Origin of the sequence: Pseudomonas sp. NPDC087626, from assembly GCF_044743405.1 — a bacterium.
Classification (GTDB): Bacteria; Pseudomonadota; Gammaproteobacteria; order Pseudomonadales; family Pseudomonadaceae; genus Aquipseudomonas.
In genome coordinates this window covers 1-16,611 of record NZ_JBIUWJ010000033.1, presented here as the reverse complement: position 1 = coordinate 16,611, position 16,611 = coordinate 1, and the positions used below count along the sequence as shown (strand labels likewise).

Annotated in this window: 17 protein-coding genes; 5 read left to right on the top strand and 12 right to left on the bottom strand. The window is 61.3% G+C overall.

Features of this window, described 5'->3' with window-relative positions; translation table 11 throughout:
* Positions 1 to 203: 203 nt before the first annotated feature.
* Both ACIOVD_RS22785 and ACIOVD_RS22780 read right to left on the bottom strand, forming a co-directional pair.
* Positions 204 to 1,274, bottom strand: a complete 1,071-nt coding sequence (locus tag ACIOVD_RS22785; RefSeq protein WP_095171823.1) for an AI-2E family transporter — start codon at positions 1,272 to 1,274, stop codon at positions 204 to 206.
* Between the two features lie 27 nt (positions 1,275 to 1,301).
* Positions 1,302 to 1,541 (bottom strand): sulfurtransferase TusA family protein, encoded by a 240-nt coding sequence (locus ACIOVD_RS22780; protein WP_095171822.1) that lies wholly within the window; start codon positions 1,539 to 1,541, stop codon positions 1,302 to 1,304.
* Positions 1,542 to 1,638: 97 nt separating this feature from the next.
* Between ACIOVD_RS22780 and ACIOVD_RS22775 the strand changes: the two genes are divergently transcribed.
* Positions 1,639 to 3,072, top strand: a complete 1,434-nt coding sequence (locus ACIOVD_RS22775; RefSeq protein WP_095171820.1) for a M48 family metalloprotease — start codon at positions 1,639 to 1,641, stop codon at positions 3,070 to 3,072.
* Positions 3,073 to 3,326: 254 nt separating this feature from the next.
* Here ACIOVD_RS22775 and flgE read toward each other — a convergent pair whose 3' ends face one another.
* From flgE to ACIOVD_RS22745, 6 genes are all read right to left on the bottom strand, one after another.
* The gene (gene flgE, locus ACIOVD_RS22770; RefSeq protein WP_095171818.1) at positions 3,327 to 4,676 is read right to left on the bottom strand and encodes a flagellar hook protein FlgE; all 1,350 of its coding nucleotides are present in this window, start codon (positions 4,674 to 4,676) and stop codon (positions 3,327 to 3,329) included.
* Between the two features lie 31 nt (positions 4,677 to 4,707).
* Positions 4,708 to 5,433: a flagellar hook assembly protein FlgD gene (gene flgD / locus ACIOVD_RS22765; protein ID WP_095171817.1), complete on the bottom strand. Its 726-nt coding sequence runs from the start codon at positions 5,431 to 5,433 to the stop codon at positions 4,708 to 4,710.
* Positions 5,434 to 5,448: 15 nt separating this feature from the next.
* Positions 5,449 to 5,892: a flagellar basal body rod protein FlgC gene (gene flgC / locus ACIOVD_RS22760; RefSeq protein WP_095171815.1), complete on the bottom strand. Its 444-nt coding sequence runs from the start codon at positions 5,890 to 5,892 to the stop codon at positions 5,449 to 5,451.
* 3 nt (positions 5,893 to 5,895) lie between these two features.
* Positions 5,896 to 6,303: a flagellar basal body rod protein FlgB gene (flgB, locus tag ACIOVD_RS22755; protein WP_095171814.1), complete on the bottom strand. Its 408-nt coding sequence runs from the start codon at positions 6,301 to 6,303 to the stop codon at positions 5,896 to 5,898.
* Positions 6,304 to 6,556: 253 nt separating this feature from the next.
* Positions 6,557 to 7,384 (bottom strand): protein-glutamate O-methyltransferase CheR, encoded by an 828-nt coding sequence (cheR, locus tag ACIOVD_RS22750; protein WP_095171812.1) that lies wholly within the window; start codon positions 7,382 to 7,384, stop codon positions 6,557 to 6,559.
* Positions 7,385 to 7,430: 46 nt separating this feature from the next.
* Positions 7,431 to 8,363: a chemotaxis protein CheV gene (locus tag ACIOVD_RS22745; protein ID WP_095171810.1), complete on the bottom strand. Its 933-nt coding sequence runs from the start codon at positions 8,361 to 8,363 to the stop codon at positions 7,431 to 7,433.
* Between the two features lie 81 nt (positions 8,364 to 8,444).
* Here ACIOVD_RS22745 and flgA point away from each other — a divergent pair, with 81 nt between their 5' ends.
* From flgA to ACIOVD_RS22725, 4 genes are all read left to right on the top strand, one after another.
* Positions 8,445 to 9,206 (top strand): flagellar basal body P-ring formation chaperone FlgA, encoded by a 762-nt coding sequence (gene flgA / locus ACIOVD_RS22740; RefSeq protein WP_095171808.1) that lies wholly within the window; start codon positions 8,445 to 8,447, stop codon positions 9,204 to 9,206.
* A gap of 152 nt (positions 9,207 to 9,358) precedes the next feature.
* A complete protein-coding gene (flgM, locus tag ACIOVD_RS22735) occupies positions 9,359 to 9,682 on the top strand; it encodes a flagellar biosynthesis anti-sigma factor FlgM (protein WP_159994227.1) in 324 nt (107 codons plus the stop codon).
* A 50-nt stretch (positions 9,683 to 9,732) separates the two neighbouring features.
* Positions 9,733 to 10,200, top strand: coding sequence for a flagella synthesis protein FlgN (locus ACIOVD_RS22730; protein WP_401130337.1), 468 nt, complete (start codon positions 9,733 to 9,735; stop codon positions 10,198 to 10,200).
* A gap of 95 nt (positions 10,201 to 10,295) precedes the next feature.
* Positions 10,296 to 11,042 (top strand): flagellar brake protein, encoded by a 747-nt coding sequence (locus tag ACIOVD_RS22725; protein ID WP_401130335.1) that lies wholly within the window; start codon positions 10,296 to 10,298, stop codon positions 11,040 to 11,042.
* A 62-nt stretch (positions 11,043 to 11,104) separates the two neighbouring features.
* On the opposite strand, the gene ACIOVD_RS22720 is transcribed toward ACIOVD_RS22725, so the two are convergent.
* From ACIOVD_RS22720 to ACIOVD_RS22705, 4 genes are all read right to left on the bottom strand, one after another.
* On the bottom strand, positions 11,105 to 12,487 hold the full coding sequence (locus tag ACIOVD_RS22720) for an MFS transporter (protein ID WP_401130333.1): 1,383 nt from the start codon (positions 12,485 to 12,487) through the stop codon (positions 11,105 to 11,107).
* 71 nt (positions 12,488 to 12,558) lie between these two features.
* On the bottom strand, positions 12,559 to 13,800 hold the full coding sequence (locus ACIOVD_RS22715; RefSeq protein ID WP_401130399.1) for a glutamine synthetase family protein: 1,242 nt from the start codon (positions 13,798 to 13,800) through the stop codon (positions 12,559 to 12,561).
* A 231-nt stretch (positions 13,801 to 14,031) separates the two neighbouring features.
* A complete protein-coding gene (locus ACIOVD_RS22710; protein WP_095171800.1) occupies positions 14,032 to 14,724 on the bottom strand; it encodes a sensor histidine kinase KdpD in 693 nt (230 codons plus the stop codon).
* Positions 14,721 to 16,325, bottom strand: a complete 1,605-nt coding sequence (locus ACIOVD_RS22705) for a response regulator (RefSeq protein ID WP_401130329.1) — start codon at positions 16,323 to 16,325, stop codon at positions 14,721 to 14,723. Before ACIOVD_RS22705 ends, ACIOVD_RS22710 begins: the two co-directional genes overlap by 4 nt.
* Positions 16,326 to 16,611 lie beyond the last annotated feature (286 nt).

Genomic DNA, 16,611 nt, shown 5'->3' with positions numbered 1-16,611 from the left:
CGCCCCCGACGGCGCCCTCCCCCAACCCCGGGCCGTCCTCCACCCCCCCCCCGGCGCTCGCGGGGGGCGGCGGGCCCGCCGCCCCCCCCCCCCCCGCCCCCCCCCCGCCCCCCCCCCCCCCCCCCCCCCCCCCCCCCCCGGCGCCCCCCCCCCCGGCCCCCCCCCCCCCCCCCGCTTGCGGCTTGCTCGCGATGGGGCCCGCACTACAACAGCGGCGCCACCACCGGTTCCTTGCGCGGCCAGGCATCCAGCACGGCCTTGAACAGGGTCGCCAGGGGAATCGCGAAGAACACACCCCAGAACCCCCACAGCCCACCGAACAGCAGCACCGCGCAGATGATTGCCACCGGGTGCAGGTTGACCGCTTCGGAGAACAGCAACGGCACCAGCACGTTGCCATCCAGGGTCTGGATGATCCCGTAGACCGCCATCAGGTAGATGAACTGATCGCTCCAGCCCCACTGGAACAAGGCAATCAGCATCACCGGCACCGTCACCACCACCGCGCCGACATAGGGCACCACCACGGACACCCCGACCAACAGCGCCAGCAGCGCCGAGTAGTTGAGGCCCATGGCGACAAAACCGATGTAGGTCACCCCGCCGCAGATCGCCATTTCCATGACCTTGCCACGAATGTAGTTGGCGATCTGGCGGTTCATTTCCTGGCCGACCCGGGTAATCAGCGCCCGCTCACGCGGCAGGTAGCCGCGCACCCAGCGGCCGATCATGGCCCGGTCCTTGAGGAAGAAGAACACCAGGATCGGCACCAGCACCAGGTAGATCATGATGTTGACCAGCAGGGGCAGGCTCGACAGCGAGAAGGTCAACGCCCACTGGCCAAACTTGCCGATTTCGCTGCGCGCCACCTCGATGGCCTGCAGCACCTGCTCGTCCGACACCAGGTGCGGATATCGCTCGGGCAGCAACAGCAGCAGCGACTGCCATTTGGCGAGCATCCCGGGCAGTTCGTTGAACAGCGTGATGAACTGGTGCCAGAGCAAGGGCAGCACCACCACGATAAACACCAGCAACACGCCCATGAACAACGCGAACACCAGCCCCACCGCGACCCCGCCGGGCAGGCGCAGGCGCTCCAGGGTGCTGACCAGGCCCTGCATCAGGTACGCCAGGACCATCCCCGCCAGCACCGGTGCGAGCATCCCGCCCAGGGTCAGCACGGCAGTGAAGGCCAGGACCAGGAGGACGGCCAGCACCACCGCTTCTTCGTCGGAGAAGTAGCGCTGAATCCAGTCGCGTAGCACTTTGAACATCAATGATCCTTATGGATAGGCGGCCAGTCAGGCTTTTTTCAGCCAGTAGCGATAGACACCGGCTGCGTCTTCTTCGCGCAGCAGGGTATGACCGGCCAAACGGGCAAAGGTGCGAAAGTCGCGCTGCGAGCCGGCATCGGTGGCGATCACCTTGAGCACGGCGCCACTGGGCAAGCCATTGAGCGCCATCTTGGCCTTGAGCAGCGGCAATGGGCAATTGAGCCCACTGGCGTCCAGTTCGGCATCATGGGCTACAGCGTCGGTCATTACTTCACTCCGCACAGGTGATTGAGCCGCCTAGAATATCTGGTCCCGAGGCAAGTGTCCGGCTACAGTAAGCTCTTTGTCGACTAAGGCTTTGTGCATGACTTTTCTGCGCCCCACGCTGCTGACGCTCGCTTGCCTGCTTGCCTCACCAGGCTTCGCCGACGACTTGCCGTCACTTGGCGACGCCAGTTCTGCCATCGTCTCGCCCCAGCAGGAACATGACCTGGGGCGCGCCTGGCTGGCCATGTTGCGCAGCCAGGTGTCACAACTCAATGACCCACAACTGAAAAACTACGTGGAAACCAGTGTCTATCGCCTGGTGGAAACCAGCCAGCTGAACGACCGGCGCCTTGAGTTCATCCTGATCAACAGCCCGCAGCTCAACGCCTTCGCCGCGCCAGGCGGGATTGTCGGGGTCAACGGTGGCCTGTTCCTCAATGCCCAGACCGAAGGCGAATACGCCTCGGTCCTGGCCCACGAATTGGCGCACTTGTCGCAACGCCACTTCGCCCGCGGCGTAGAAGCCCAGCAACGCATGCAAGTGCCGATGATGGCCGCCCTCCTCGCCGGGATCATCGTGGCCGCGGCCGGCGCCGGTGACGCCGGGATCGCGGCAATCGCCGGGACCCAGGCCGCGGCAATCCAGGAGCAACGGCGCTTCTCCCGGCAGAACGAGCAGGAGGCCGACCGCATCGGCATCGTCAACCTGGAGAAAGCCGGCTACGACCCGCGCTCCATGCCGAGCATGTTCGAACGGCTGGGGCGCCAGTACCGCTTCGATGCCAAGCCGCCGGAATTCCTCCTGACGCACCCGGTGACCGAATCGCGGATCGCCGACACCCGTAACCGCGCCGAACAGGCACCCGTCGGCGGCAAGGAAGACACCCAGACCTACCAACTGATTCGCGCCCGCGTGCAGTTGTTCTACGAGGAAACCCCGGGGCTGGCCGCCAAGCGTTTTCGCGCGCAGCTGGACGACAACCCGAAAAACGACGTGGCGCGTTACGGCCTGGCCATTGCTCAGGTCAAGGCCGGCCAGCTCAGCGATGCCCGCGAGAGCCTCAAACCGCTACTGGCCAAGGCGCCCAACGAAATCATCTACAACCTGGCCCAGATCGACCTGGACATGGCCAGCAATCGCCTGCCCGACGCACAAAGCCGGGTCGACCGGATGCTCAGCCAGTTCCCGGGCAACTACCCGCTCAATCAGGTCCGGGTTGACCTGCTGCTCAAGCAGAATCGCCCGGCCGATGCCGAAAAAGCCCTGGAAGCCCTGCTCAAGACCCGCCCGGACGATCCGGATGTCTGGTACATGGTTGCCGAAACCCGTGGCCTGTCCGGCAACATCATTGGCCTGCACCAGGCGCGCGCCGAGTACTTCGCGCTGGTGGGCGACTATCGCCAGGCCATTCAGCAGTTGGACTTCGCCAAGCGACGCGCCGGCAGCAACTTCCCGCTGTCGTCACGGATCGATGCCCGGCAACGCGAGCTCATGGAACAGGAGCGGATGATCAAGGACATGATGGGCTGACCCTTCCCGCCCCCACGAAAAAGCCCCTCGACGAGGGTAATGCTGTTCAGTTAAGAAGTTGTGATGCATTTGTAGGAGCGGGTGCCCGCTTGCGGCCTGCTCGCGATGAACTCAAAAACAACGCGTTTATTCAGGTAATACGCGTCATCGTTAGCGTCCATCGCGAGCAGGCTCGCTCCTACAAAGGGACATACCCCACGAAAAAGCCCCTCGACGAGGGGCTTTTTTTGTACCGCAGGCTTGACCCACCGGCATCAGGCCATCTGAATGATGGTCTGCATGATGGTGCTCTGGGTGGAGATGGTCTTGGCGTTGGCTTGGTAGTTGCTCTGGCCCTTGATCAGGTCCACCAGCTCATTGGTCAGGTTGACGTTGGAGTCTTCCAGCGAGTTGGACACCACCGAACCGAGGGTGCCGGTCTGGCCGGCGTCGTACGCGGCGAAACCGGACAGGTAGGTCTCCTTCCAACTGGTGCCACCGGCGGCCTGCAAGCCCTGCTCGTTGTTGAAGCTGGCCAGGGTGACCTGGCCGATCGCCTTGGACTTGCTGTTGCTGAAGTTGGCGAACAGCGTACCGGTACCGTCGATGGTCAGGTTGGTGATCTGGCCGGTGGCGTAGCCGTCCTGGGTCGGCAGGTTGCGGATGGTTGCCGAGTTGTACTGGGTGGTCAGGGCCAGGTCGTTGGTGACGCCGGTGGCATTGCCCACGGCACCGTTGGCCGTCCACACGCCATCCTTGACCGTACCCGGCGTCCAGACGCCCGCGCCCATGACAATCGAGTTGCCGCTGACGGTGTACGGGCTGCCGCTGGCCGGTGCGTCGATGTCCAGCAGCTTGCCGTCGGAACCGAAGTTCATGGTCATGGCAGTCTGGTTGCTCGGCGTTGCCGGCGAACCGAGGCCGGCCGGGACGAAGGCCGAGCCGTTCGGGTTGCGCCCCTCTACCAGGGTGTAGGTCTGCCAGGTGTTGGCACCGGTCTTGACCACGTACTGGTCCAGGTTGTGCTGGTTGCCCTGGCTGTCGTAGATCGGGGTGGTGAACATGTCGGTGTAGGTGTCGATCTTGGTCGGGTCGAACGGGGTGACCGCCGGATCGATGATCGGCTTGCTGGAGTTCAGGTTGATACTCGAGGAAATGTTGCCGGTGGTTTTCGGCTGCAGGTTCGCCTGGTCGATTTTCAGGTCGCCGATTACATCCTTGAGGATCTTGCCGTTCTCATCGACCGCATAACCCTGCAGGCGCGCGGTGCCAGCACTGTTGGTGATGAAGCCGTCCTTGTCGACGTTGAAGGTACCGGCGCGGGTGTAGGTCAGCGAACCGCCGTCGTTGAGCACGAAGAAGCCCGAACCACGGATGGCCATGTCCAGCACGTTGCCGGTGTTGGTCACATCACCCTGGCGAAATTGCTGGGAGACGTTGGCCAGGCTCACGCCACTGCCGATGGACTTGTTGCCGTTACCCAGCTTGCTTGCCGCGTACACGTCTTCGAATTCCACGCGGGAGGATTTGAAGCCGGTGGTGGCGACGTTGGCGATGTTGTTGCCGGTAACGTCGAGTTGTTTGTTGGCCGCATAGAGACCGCTAAGGCCGATATTGAAAGACATATTCCACTCCTTGTTGCCGCGCTAGCCGGCTCTATAGACCAATGGTCTGTACTTTGGACAGGGCGATGGAGCCCATGTTGGCGAGGTTCAACATCATCTCGCCGCCGGTCTGGCTCAGGGTCACGCTGTTGACGGTCGCCGGCAGGTAGGTGATCAGGTCAGTTGCCTTGCCGTCGATCTGCGCACTGGCCTTGAAGGTGTAGGTACCCGGGTCGACTTTCTCGCCCGCGGTATTGGTGCCGTCCCAGACGAAACTGGCATTGCCCTGGGCCTGGCTGCCCAGCTCGATGGTTTTCACCGCCTTGCCGTCCTTGTCGCTGATGGTCACCGTGGTGCCAGCCACCGAGGCCGGGATAACCACCGAGCCGGTCATGCTCTTGGTGCTGTCGACATAGGCCGAGCCGGTTTGGACCACTACCGAACGGCCCACCAGCGACGACGCCTGCAGGGCCTGGGACGATTTGAACGAGCTCGAGATGTTGTTCACCGAGGAGTTCAGGGTAGTGATGCCTTCCAGGCTGCTGAACTGCGCCAGCTGGGCGACGAACTCGCTGTTGTCCTGCGGGTCGAGGGGGTTCTGGTTCTTCAACTGAGTCACCAGCAGTTGCAGGAACGCGTCCTTGCCCAGCTCGTTCTTGCCGGTCTTGCTGCCGGCAGCGGCCGCCAGGCCGTCATTGCTGGTGTTGGTGACGGTGGTCTTGGAGTTCGCAAGAATGTCGTTGAGACTCAGGCCACTGGTGGAATCGGTAACACTCATCGACGCTGCCCCTTATCACTGACCGAGGGTCAGGACCTTCTGCATCATGGTCTTGGCGGTGTTCATCATTTCCGCGTTGGTCTGGAACGAACGGCTGGCGGAAATCATGTCGGCCATCTCTTCAACCACGTTGACGTTGGGGTAGTAGACGTAGCCCTTGGCGTCAGCCGCCGGATGGTTCGGCAGGTAGCGCGCTTCCAGATTGCTCTGGTCCTCGACCACGCCCAGCACTTGCACGCCCTGGCCGGCCGCATCCTGGTTCTGGAACAGCGAGTCACCGCCGCCCGACTGGCCACCCTGGAACATGGTGGCAAATACCGGGTGCCGGGCACGGTAGGTCTGGTCGATGCTCGACGAGACGGTCTCGGCGTTGGCGATGTTACTGGCCACGGTGTTGAGGCGCGTGGTCTGGGCACTCATGCCACTACCGGCAATATTAAAAACACTCGACAGGGACATGAATTACTCTCCGCGCAGGGCCGCTACCAGCCCTTTGAATTTGCTATTGAGCAAGGTGAAGCTGGCCTGGAAGTTCACCGAGTTCTCGGCGTAGTTGGCCTGTTCCAGTTGGGCGTCCACGGTGTTCTGGTCGATCGACGGTTGCATCGGCGTGCGATACAGCAGCGACTCGTCACCGCTGCTCAGGCCCTGGGCTTCGATATGACGGCTGTTGGTCTTGTTCAACGCGAAGCTGCCGTTTTTGCTCTTGTCGGCCTGGGCGGCCAGGACCGCCGAGAAATCCAGGTCCCGCGCCTTGTAGTTCGGTGTGTCGGCGTTGGTGATGTTGTTGGCCAGCACTTCGGCACGCTGGGCGCGGAAGCTGAGGGCTTGTTGGTGGATACCGAGCGCTTTATCGAAGCTGATGCTCATGGCGCAAACCTTTGGGTGACCTGATTTTTCGTAACAGGCACAAAGCAAGCCCCGTGCCAGCTCGCCAGGCCCCGCAAACAGGGGCCTTGGCCGAAAGCGGCAAGGTGGCAATGCCAGAAAAGCGGCAAGCGTCTTCCGGCACCTGCCGCTTTTCTGCCGCCTTGGGCTGCTCGACAGGCGCGCTACAAGGATTGTGCAGCACGATAAAAAACGGGAGCCCCTGAGGACTCCCGCTTTTTTTGCCACCTGACCATCACTTGGCCTGGTAGATGATCCCCGGACTGCACTGGACCATCTGATAGTGATCCGGCAAGCCGTTGAGGGCTTCGGACGCGCCGAGGAACAGGTACCCGCCCGGCTTGAGCGTGCTGTGAATGCGCAACAGGATGTCCTTCTTCACTTCGGCAGAGAAGTAGATCAGCACGTTGCGGCAGAACACGATGTCGAACTTGCCCAGGCTGGCATAGCTGTCCAGCAGGTTGAACGAGCGGAACTCCACCCGGCTCTTGATCGGCGCCTTGACCGCCCAACGCCCCGGCCCTTTCGGGTCGAAGAAACGCTGCAGGCGCTCTGGCGAAAGACCGCGGCCAATCGCCAGGCTGTCGTACTCGCCGGACTTGCAGTTGTTCAGCATGGTCCCGGAAAGATCGGTGGCGACAATCTGCACCCCCATCCGCAACTGGCCCATGTTGGTCCGCTCGAACTCGTCGATCGACATCGACAGCGAATAGGGTTCCTGCCCCGACGAACAGGCCGCCGACCAGATCCGCAGGCGCTGGCCGGGACTGGCCTTGATCGCTTCGGGCAAGACCTTGTTCTTCAACACTTCAAACGGATAGGTGTCACGAAACCAGAGGGTTTCGTTGGTGGTCATCGCGTCCACTACCATCTCGCGCAACCCACCGCGCGGCTGGACTTGAATGCGCTGGACCAGCTCACCCAACGACTTGATACCTTGCTGTTCCATCAGTTTGTTGAGACGGCTCGAGACCAGATACTGTTTGTTTTCACCGAGCAAAATGCCACAGGCTTTTTCCAGGAAGACCCGGAACTGTTCGAAATCCAAATTACCCGTAGACAATGATGCCGCCTCTAAAATCGTGTTGATCGCCAGGGGCAAAGGCCACCTAGCTGATATCTGCTGCTTTGATCCGGTCGACTACCCGGGATGCCAGGTCATCAGGGCGGAACTTGGCCAGGAAGTCATCGGCACCGACTTTCTTGACCATCGCCTGATTGAATACGCCTGACAACGAAGTATGCAGGATGATGTGCAGCTTTTGCATGCGCGGGTCGTTGCGGATCTCGGCGGTCAGGGTGTAGCCGTCCATTTCCGGCATCTCGATGTCGGAAATCATCATCAGGAATTCCTCTTCCGGCTTCTTGCCCTCCTCCACCAGCTTGCGCAGGTAGTCCAGCGCCTGCCGGCCGTCGTTCAACGCCACGACCTCGACCCCGACCGTCTGCAGGCAACGGGAAACCTGCTTGCGCGCCACCGACGAGTCATCGACCGTCAGCACCCGCAGCGACAGCGCCTTGTGTTGCGTCTCGTCATCCACCACCCCGGCGGAAATCGCTTCCGGTGCCGGCGCCACTTCGGCCAGGACCTTCTCGACGTCGATGATTTCCACCAACTGATTGTCGACCCGCGTCACCGCCGTCAGGTAGTGATCGTGGCCCGTGCCCTTGGGTGGCGGATGGATCTCCTCCCAGTTCATGTTGACGATCCGCTCGACCGAGCGCACCAGGAACCCTTGGGTCTTGGTGTTGTACTCGGTGATGATCACAAAGGGATTGCTCTGGTCCTGCAACCCGCCCGACCCCGTGGCCATTGCCAGGTCCATGATCGGAATGGTTGCGCCCCGAATACTTGCCACACCGCACACGACAGGATTGGATTTGGGCATCAGGGTCAGTTTCGGGCATTGCAGCACTTCCCGAACCTTGAACACATTGATGCCATAGAGCTGCGGACCGTCGAGACGGAACAACAACAGCTCCAGGCGATTCTGCCCCACCAGTTGTGTGCGCTGGTTTACCGAATCCATTACACCAGCCATGCCCAGCCCCCTACACCAACGCTAAGTGTGTTGCGACGCACATTCATCACTAAACGGCACGGCGCTTGCTTTTTAACCGCTATGAACGTGAACACGACATTTTTCCGACGCCTGACCTCAACCTGCCGCCGATTGCTCGGCGCGGTTGCGGCGGCGTGCCTTTTCAACGCTGGCAGCCCTGCCCTTGCAGATCCGCTTACCTTGCCTGATCTACTTATCGGCGTCACTCAGGGCTTTCTTGAATTCACTGTTGAAGACTATCTGGCGTCCAGCCAAACCGAAGGCCGCTACGAGATCGAGGTCAAGCAACTCGATCCCCGTCTGCGCCTGCCGACCTGCGACAAGGAATTGACAGCGTCCCTGGAGAGCCCGGCCAAGCCAGTGGGCCGAGTCACGGTGAAGGTCCGTTGCGACGGCACCTCGCCCTGGACCGTGTTCGTGCCCGCGCAAGTCCGACTGTTCCGCGAGGTGGTGACCAGCACCCGCCCGCTCAAACGCGCCGCAATCATCGAGCCGGCGGATGTGATTCTGCGTGAGCGCGACATCAGCCTGATCAACCAGGGTTACCTGACCAATGTCGACCAGGCGATCGGGCAAAAAATTGTCCGACCAATGGTCAATGACCAGGTCATTACCCTGGTCCACCTGGAGCAGGCCGAAGTGGTACGCAAGGGCGATCAGGTGGTGATCACCGCCCGCAGTGGCACGCTCAGCGTACGAATGCCCGGGGAGGCGCTGGCCAATGGCGGCATGAACCAACAGATCCGGGTCAAGAACCTGAACTCCCAGCGGGTGATCAAGGCTCAGGTGATCGCCCCCGGCCAGGTTGAAGTGGCCATGTAGATAACTGGCGAAGGTGCCAGCCATTCCCTAAACTGTGCCTCACGCAGGGCAAATGCCGACGCGCCCGTGCTCATCGAGAAATGAGCCTAAAGTTTTTCGCGATTTTGCCGAAAACATGGCAAGCGTCCAAATTCCCAGAGGTTTTTCGCATCATGGTTATCGATTTCAGCCGTTTGAACAGCTCCCCCACGCTCACCAGCACGCGCACCAGTGCCAGCCAGGAATCTGCTGACGCCGCTCAAAACGCGCCGCTGTCGACCGAGACCCAACAGGTCGCGGCCAAACAGAGCGGGGAATCAGTCCACTTCAGCAACGAGGCCCAGCAGTTGCAGAAGATCAGCGACACGCTGCGCGATCAGCCCGCAGTCGACAAAGCCCGTGTGGCCGAGTTGAAAGCCGCGATTGCCGATGGCAGCTATAAAGTCGACAGCAACCGCGTCGCCAGCAAACTGCTCAACTTCGAAGCCCAGCGCTAGCCCACCAGGCTTGCGCCAGGCTTTTGGACGCTTAAAACCCAAGGCCAGCCATGCACGATAACAATTTACTGCAACTGATCACCGACGACCTTGAGCCAGCTCAACAGTTGCTCGATTTGCTGGGGCAAGAATCCCTGGCACTGCACGGTCGCGACATGCAACGGCTGGAGCAGATCCTGGCCAGCAAGCAAGGCCTGATCGTCCTGCTCGATCAGCATGGTCGTCGACGCAGCGAAATACTCGCCAGCCTCAACCTGCCAACCGACACCAGCGGCCTGCAACAGCTGGCCGCCCAGTCCAGCCTCGGCGAGCAACTGCTGGCCCAGAGCGAGACGCTCAATCATCTGCTTAACGAGTGCCAGAGCGCCAACGCGCACAACGGCCGCTCGATCCAGGTGCAACAAGCCTCCACTGCCCATCAATTGAGAATCCTCAATGGCGGCGAGTCTCCGACCCTTTATGACGCACGTGGCTCAACCGCCATGCTCGTGAAGCCGCGCCCACTCAGCCAGGCTTGACCTCGCCTCTGAGCGTGCTCTATCAAGGCGCGAAACATGCTGGCAGAATGCTGGCTCTTGCGTGTGACCGTATTCTGTCTGGAGAGTGATAAACCGTGTTCAATGCCTCAAACGCGGAAGATGCTCCGCAGCCACCGAAAGTGCTCACGACACCTCTGGAAATCGCCAGTACCCTGCGCATGCTGCAAGAGAGCCATGATCCCCTGATCATCACGTTCCACGAGCGCAGCCAGCGCTTCCAGAGCTACCTGGTGGACGTCGATCGCGAAAGCGACATGATTGCCCTCGACGAAATGATCCCGCGCGATGGCGAGCGTTTCCTGCTGGCGGGTGAACCGTTCCGGATCGAAGGCTTTCATGAAGGCGTGCGCATCGCCTGGGAGAGCAACGGCGCCCTGGCCATCGACGAAGCCAATGGTGGCCGCTGCTACCGCGGCACGCTGCCCGACGAGGTGGTCTACCACCAGCGCCGCAATGCTTTTCGCGCGGCCTTGAAGCTGGCGCAACTGGTCAATATTGAACTGGCTGGCGAGAAGCTCAAGGTGCCCCTGAGCGGCAAGTTGCTGGACATCTCCGCCACCGGCTGCAAGCTGCGTTTTGACGGCGACATCACCAGCGGGCTGCAATTGGGCCAGGTCTACGACCGCTTCCTGGCCGCCCTGCCCTTCGGCAGCATGACCACCTCGGTGGAGCTGCGTTACCTGCATCACGAAGAGCGGATCGACACCACCTTCGCCGGCGTGCGCTTTCACAACATGAGCGGCCTGGTGCAGCGCCAGGTCGAGCGTTTTGTCTATCAGTTGCAGCGTGAAGCCCGGCGTTTCGATAAAGACGATTTCTGATTCGCCAGGCAAAAAAAACGGGCAGCCCCTTGCGGTGACTGCCCGTTTTTTTTGCCTTCAGATCAAGGCCTGGCCCCAGTGAAGGTGTGGGGATGTTCATCGTCCGGCGGCGGATCGGTATTCGTCTGCTCGGCCTCAGTCCCCGCTTCGGTCTCCGGCTCAGGCTCGGGTTCAGGACTGGCACCGTTCTGCATCTGGTCCTGCACCACCTGCTCGTCGACCCGGGGATCGAGTGCAGCCACCAGTGGCGAACTGGACATGCTGTCCGGCATCGCCACGTGGTGCAGCGGCGCGTCATCGACCTGATGCAGGTTGGTCACCGCTTTGGGCCGGATGCGCCAGACCAGGACCAGGGCGAAGAAGCTGAAAAACGCGTAGAGCATCTGGCTGCCGAAAAACTTCATCAGCACCCCCGCCACCAACGGCCCGATACTCGCCCCGACCCCGTATGTCACCAGCAACATCGCGGTCAGCGACACCCGCCGATCGCCCTCGACGTGGTCGTTGGAGAACGCCACCGCCAGCGGATACAGGCAGAACTGCACCAGCGAGCAGGCAAACCCGGCGATGAACAATACTTCCAGCGGCACCTTGGGCATGATCGCCAGGGGCAACGCAGCCAACGCCAGGCAAATGGCGAAGCTACGAATCAGCACCGCCCGATCGTAGCGATCCGACAGCCAGCCCAGCGGCCATTGCACCACCAGGCCGGCAAAGATGCAGCTACCCATGAACAGGCCGACCTGCTCGGTGGACAGCCCTTGCTGGGAGGCATACAGCGGCGCCAGGCCATAGAACGAGCCGACGATCAGTCCCGCCCCGAGCACCGTGCTGAGGGACTGTGGCACCCGCTTCATGAAGAAGCGCGGCTCCATCGGCGCCGGATGCAAGGGCGCCGGGTGAATGCGTCGGGTCAGGGTCACGGGGACCAGGCACAGGGCAAAACACAAGGCGACCAGCATCAGCAACTCCAGGCCCAGGGACGGGTGCATGACCAGAATCAACTGGCCCAGCACCAAGCCCAGGTAGGAGGCGATCATGTAGCCGCTGAACACCATGCCCCGCTGCTTGGCGTCGGCCTGTTCGTTGAGCCAGCTCTCGATGACCATGTACTGGCACATCATGCCCAGGCCAACCACCATCCGCAGAATCAGCCAGGCCGGTAGCCAGTCCACCAGGCCATGCCCGAGCACGGCGGCCCCGACTATCCCGGCACAGGCGGAATAGGCCCGGATGTGTCCGACCCGGGCAATCAACCGGTGGCCGATCTTGCCGCCCAGGACCAGGCCGAAATAGTTGGCCGCCATCAATGCGCCGATCCACAGGCCGTCGACCTGGTCGGCGGCCAGGCGCAGGGCCAGGTAGGTGCTAAGCAAGCCCGAGCCGATCAACATCATCAGCGAGGCGAAATACAGCGCTCGAAAGGATTTCCAGATTTGGCGCATCGGCGTTCCGAGCGGCTCCTTGCAGTGAGGATCAGGCTACCTTCTACGATAGCCCGACAGCGGCGGGTCGGTTAGGCCTGGGCAGCTAAAACGCGCCGTTCCCAGGGAGTGATCTCATCAAAGAAGCTGGTCAACTCCATGGTCTTCGAGGCGATGTAGCCTTCGATGAACTCCATGCCGAACAGTTCCTTCGCCAATTGGCTACGTTTCAGACGTTCAAGAGCCGCATGCAAGGTACATGGCAGAGACAAACTTTCCGGCACGCTGAATTCGCCCTGGATTGCCGGGGTCGGTTCCAGTTTCTGCTCGATACCGTGCAGCCCCGCGGCCAGGCTGGCGGCGATCGCCAGGTAAGGGTTGGCGTCGGCGCCCGGCAGGCGGTTTTCGACCCGACGCGCGGCTGGCGAACTGGCGGGAATACGTAATCCGGCGGCGCGGTTGTCATGGGACCAGCAGGCGTTGTTGGGTGATGCGTAGGGATGGCACAGGCGCTGGTAGGAGTTGACGTTCGGTGCGAACAGCGCCGTGAAGTCGGCCATGCCGGCCTGCTGCCCGCCGATGAAGTGACGGAACATCGCCGTTGGCTCGCCGGACTCGTCACTGAACACGTTGTGATCGGTGCCGAGCTCGACCACGCTCTGGTGAATGTGCATCGAGCTGCCGGCCGTGTGCGCCAGGGGCTTGGCCATGCAGACCACGGTCAAGCCGTGCTTGAGCGCCACTTCCTTGAGCAGGTGCTTGAACAGGAACGTCTGGTCGGCCAGCAACAGGGGATCGCCGTGCAGCAGGTTGATCTCGAACTGGCTGACGCCCATTTCGTGCATGAAGGTGTCCCGCGGCAACCCCAACGCCGCCATGCTGGCGTAGACCTCATTGAAGAACGGACGCAAACCATTGTTGGAACTGATGCTGAACGCCGAAAGGCCGTCTTCGCGACGCCCGTCCAGGCCAATGGGCGGCTGGAACGGTTGGGTCGGGTCGGTATTGGGAGCGAACACAAAAAATTCCATCTCGGTCGCCACCACGGGCGCCAGGCCCAGCGCGGCATAACGAGCAACCACGGCCTTGAGCTGGCCACGGGTGGACAGCCGGGAGCTTGCGCCGCTCAACTCGTCGGCGTCACAGATCGCCAGCGCGCGCGGTTGGGCACTCCAGGGCAAACGATGGATCTGTTGCGGATCGGCATTGAGCGCGAGGTCACCGTCGTCGCTGCCGTAAAAACGTGGGGCGGGATAACCGCCCATGATGCATTGCAGCAGCACCCCCCGTGCCATCTGCAACCGTCGCCCCTCGAGAAATCCTGCGGCAGTCATCACCTTGCCGCGCGGCACCCCATTGAGGTCCGGGGTGACACATTCAACTTCATCAATGCCGGTCAATCGCTGTGCGAGAGAACCCTGGCCATCGGTCGTCATGACGCTATCCTTGGTATTGTGCAGGCCGTTAATGGCGATCCGCACAAAATAGGCATCAGCCGTTCGGAATATCAAGCACAACCGCTGAAAAGCTCAATCAGACTCTGTTGGCACAGGTTCTAACACGCCTCAAGGCAGATAGAGACTGAACAAGCCGCCGCCCAAAGGCCCGCCATTACTGATTTCGGTACGCCCCGGCACGCCGTTGCGCTGGTGCAACTGGGCAATGCGCGCGGCAAAGTACAGGCCCAGGCCGGTGCTGCCGCTGGCCGGGTTAATGCCCTGTACGTACTGCTCCTGGCGCTCGATCATCTGGGCCGGATAGCCTTCGCCATCGTCATTGATGGTCAGCACCAACTGCCCGGTTTCTTCACCGACGCTGATCAGCAGTGACTGCCGGGCAAAACGGATCGCGTTGTTGATGGCATTGGCCAGCACCGTACCGATCAATTCGCGGTCGAAAAAACCCAGCGGACTCAAGGGATCGACTTCGTAGGTGACGAGAATGCCGCGACTCTTGAACACCTCTTGATGCGCGGCCAATTGGGCCTCGATGAAATCGTCCAACTCATGGTAGTCCGGGCGTACGGGCAACTGATTGACGCCGAGCTTGTACAGACCGAGCAACTGCACCAGCATGCCGTTCAGATGAGCGAATTCGAAGTCGATCACGCCCTGCTCATCGGTTTGCTGTTGGGCACTGGGCAGCCGGGCGAGCCACTGGCCGTGCGCTTGCATCAGCACCGTCAGGGAATTCTTCATGTCGTGTACGGTGGAGGCAATCACCGTGGAAAAATCCAGCCCCTGATCAATCTCACTCATTGCTCAAACGCCTTGTTCTGCAGCTTCTGATAACGCGGATACCGCGAGTCGCTCTCGGGCATCAAGCCGACCATCTTCAAACACTTGCGACACTCCTCGAGCAATCCCGGATCGAGATCGGCCGTGACCCCATGCAACAACGCCTGCGCCATGTTGAGGGCAATGCTGATGTTCTTCGGCTGCAGCAACAAGGCACCGCGAAACAGCTCGCGGGCTTCGGTCAGGGCGCCGGCCTTGTAGCTGCGCACGCCTTGGCGGTTGAGGTCTGCGGCGGCCGTACCCGAGTTGAGAATCGCCGGATCATCGGTCTGCCTGGCGATACCGCGCATCACCGCGGGGTCATCGCCGTAGATTTCCGCACAGTTCTTGAGCATCGAGTCGCTGGCCTGTGCCTGCCCCAACATCTTCAACTGCTTGGCCACCAGCAAGGCCGCATCGGCGCTCATGAACTGCTCCATGCCGTCGAGGCGAGTCAGGGCCTGCTCGGTGAGCTTGTCGGCCGTTTCCGCATCGTTGATCAGCAAACTGGTGGCTTTCATCAGCCGCGCGCGAATCTGTAACCCGGGATCACTGGGGTTTTCCTTGGCGACCGCGCTCAAGGTCTGGTTGATCTCCAGGCGGGCACGGGTGTCCAGGCCCCTTTCACTGCCCTTGCTGATCAACGCATGGGCCAGGCCGAGGTTGCTCTCTGGATCCTTGAAGCGCGACTGCGTGCCTTGCGAGACCGCCTGGCGATAGGCTTTGGCTGCGGTATCGAAGTCTTCGTTGCTCATGGCCAGCTTGCCTAGCAACGATTGCCGACGGACCGCCAGCGGGGAAAGACGCACAGCCTCTTCGAGCACCCGTTGTGCCGACTTGCTGTTGCCTTGCGCCACCAGGACATCGGCCAGCCCATCGTACAGACCGGGCATCATCGGGAAGACCTTCAACGCCTTTTCGTACAACGCTTTGGCTTGGGCGACCTGGCCGCGCTTGAACAGCAGGCGTCCCAACCCCACGTAGGCCCAGGGCAACGGACGGTCGGCAAGGATGCTGTTGTACAAACGTTCGAGCACTTCGTTCTGGTTCATGTCGCGCAATGCGTCGGCGCGATAACGCAGGCACAGCGGCGAGTAACGTGGGTCCTGTCTGCACAGGGCGATGCAGGCGTTGAGAACCTCGACCGGTTTGCCGCGATCAAGCGCTTGCATGATCGGCTTGAGCAGGGTCTTGCGCTGCTGCAACCGCTCCAGGCGCTGGGCCAGGCCGGCGCGGTTGAACGGCTTGGTCAGGTAGGCATCCGGCTCGTGCTCGAGGGCACTGAGCACCATGGCCTGGCTGCTCTCGGCAGTGACCATGACGAAGATACTTTCGTGGCTGATCAGTTTTTCGATCATCAGGTCTTCGAGTACCTGCTGGCCGTTCTTCTTGCCGTCGCCCAGATGGTAATCCTGCAGGATGAAATCGTAGCGCTTCTGCGAGCACATGCGCAGCGCGACCTCGCCGGTGTCGGCCGTGTCGACATCTTTCACACCCAACTCGCGCAACATCGATCGGACTGAACTGCGGAAATCCGAGAAATCATCGACGATCAAAAAGCTCTTTTGGTGGTACGCCAGCATCGAAGATTCCAGGCAATTAAAAAGATGAACCACAAGGACGTGCTCAACTTCGCTGCCCGGTTTGGCATCGGATGAGACTACCGTCCATCGGGTTATCGGCCGGACAGGGCAATCCCTTGAAGGTATCGGTGAAGATTCTTGGGTTTACCTGAACAAAGATCGCGTGGGAAGGACGCTGAGTTTTTCGCGTGCAAAAACAAAACCCCTACCTGCATACGCAGATAGGGGTTTCGGAATTTAATCTTGACGATGACCTACTCTCACATGGGGAAACCCCACACTACCA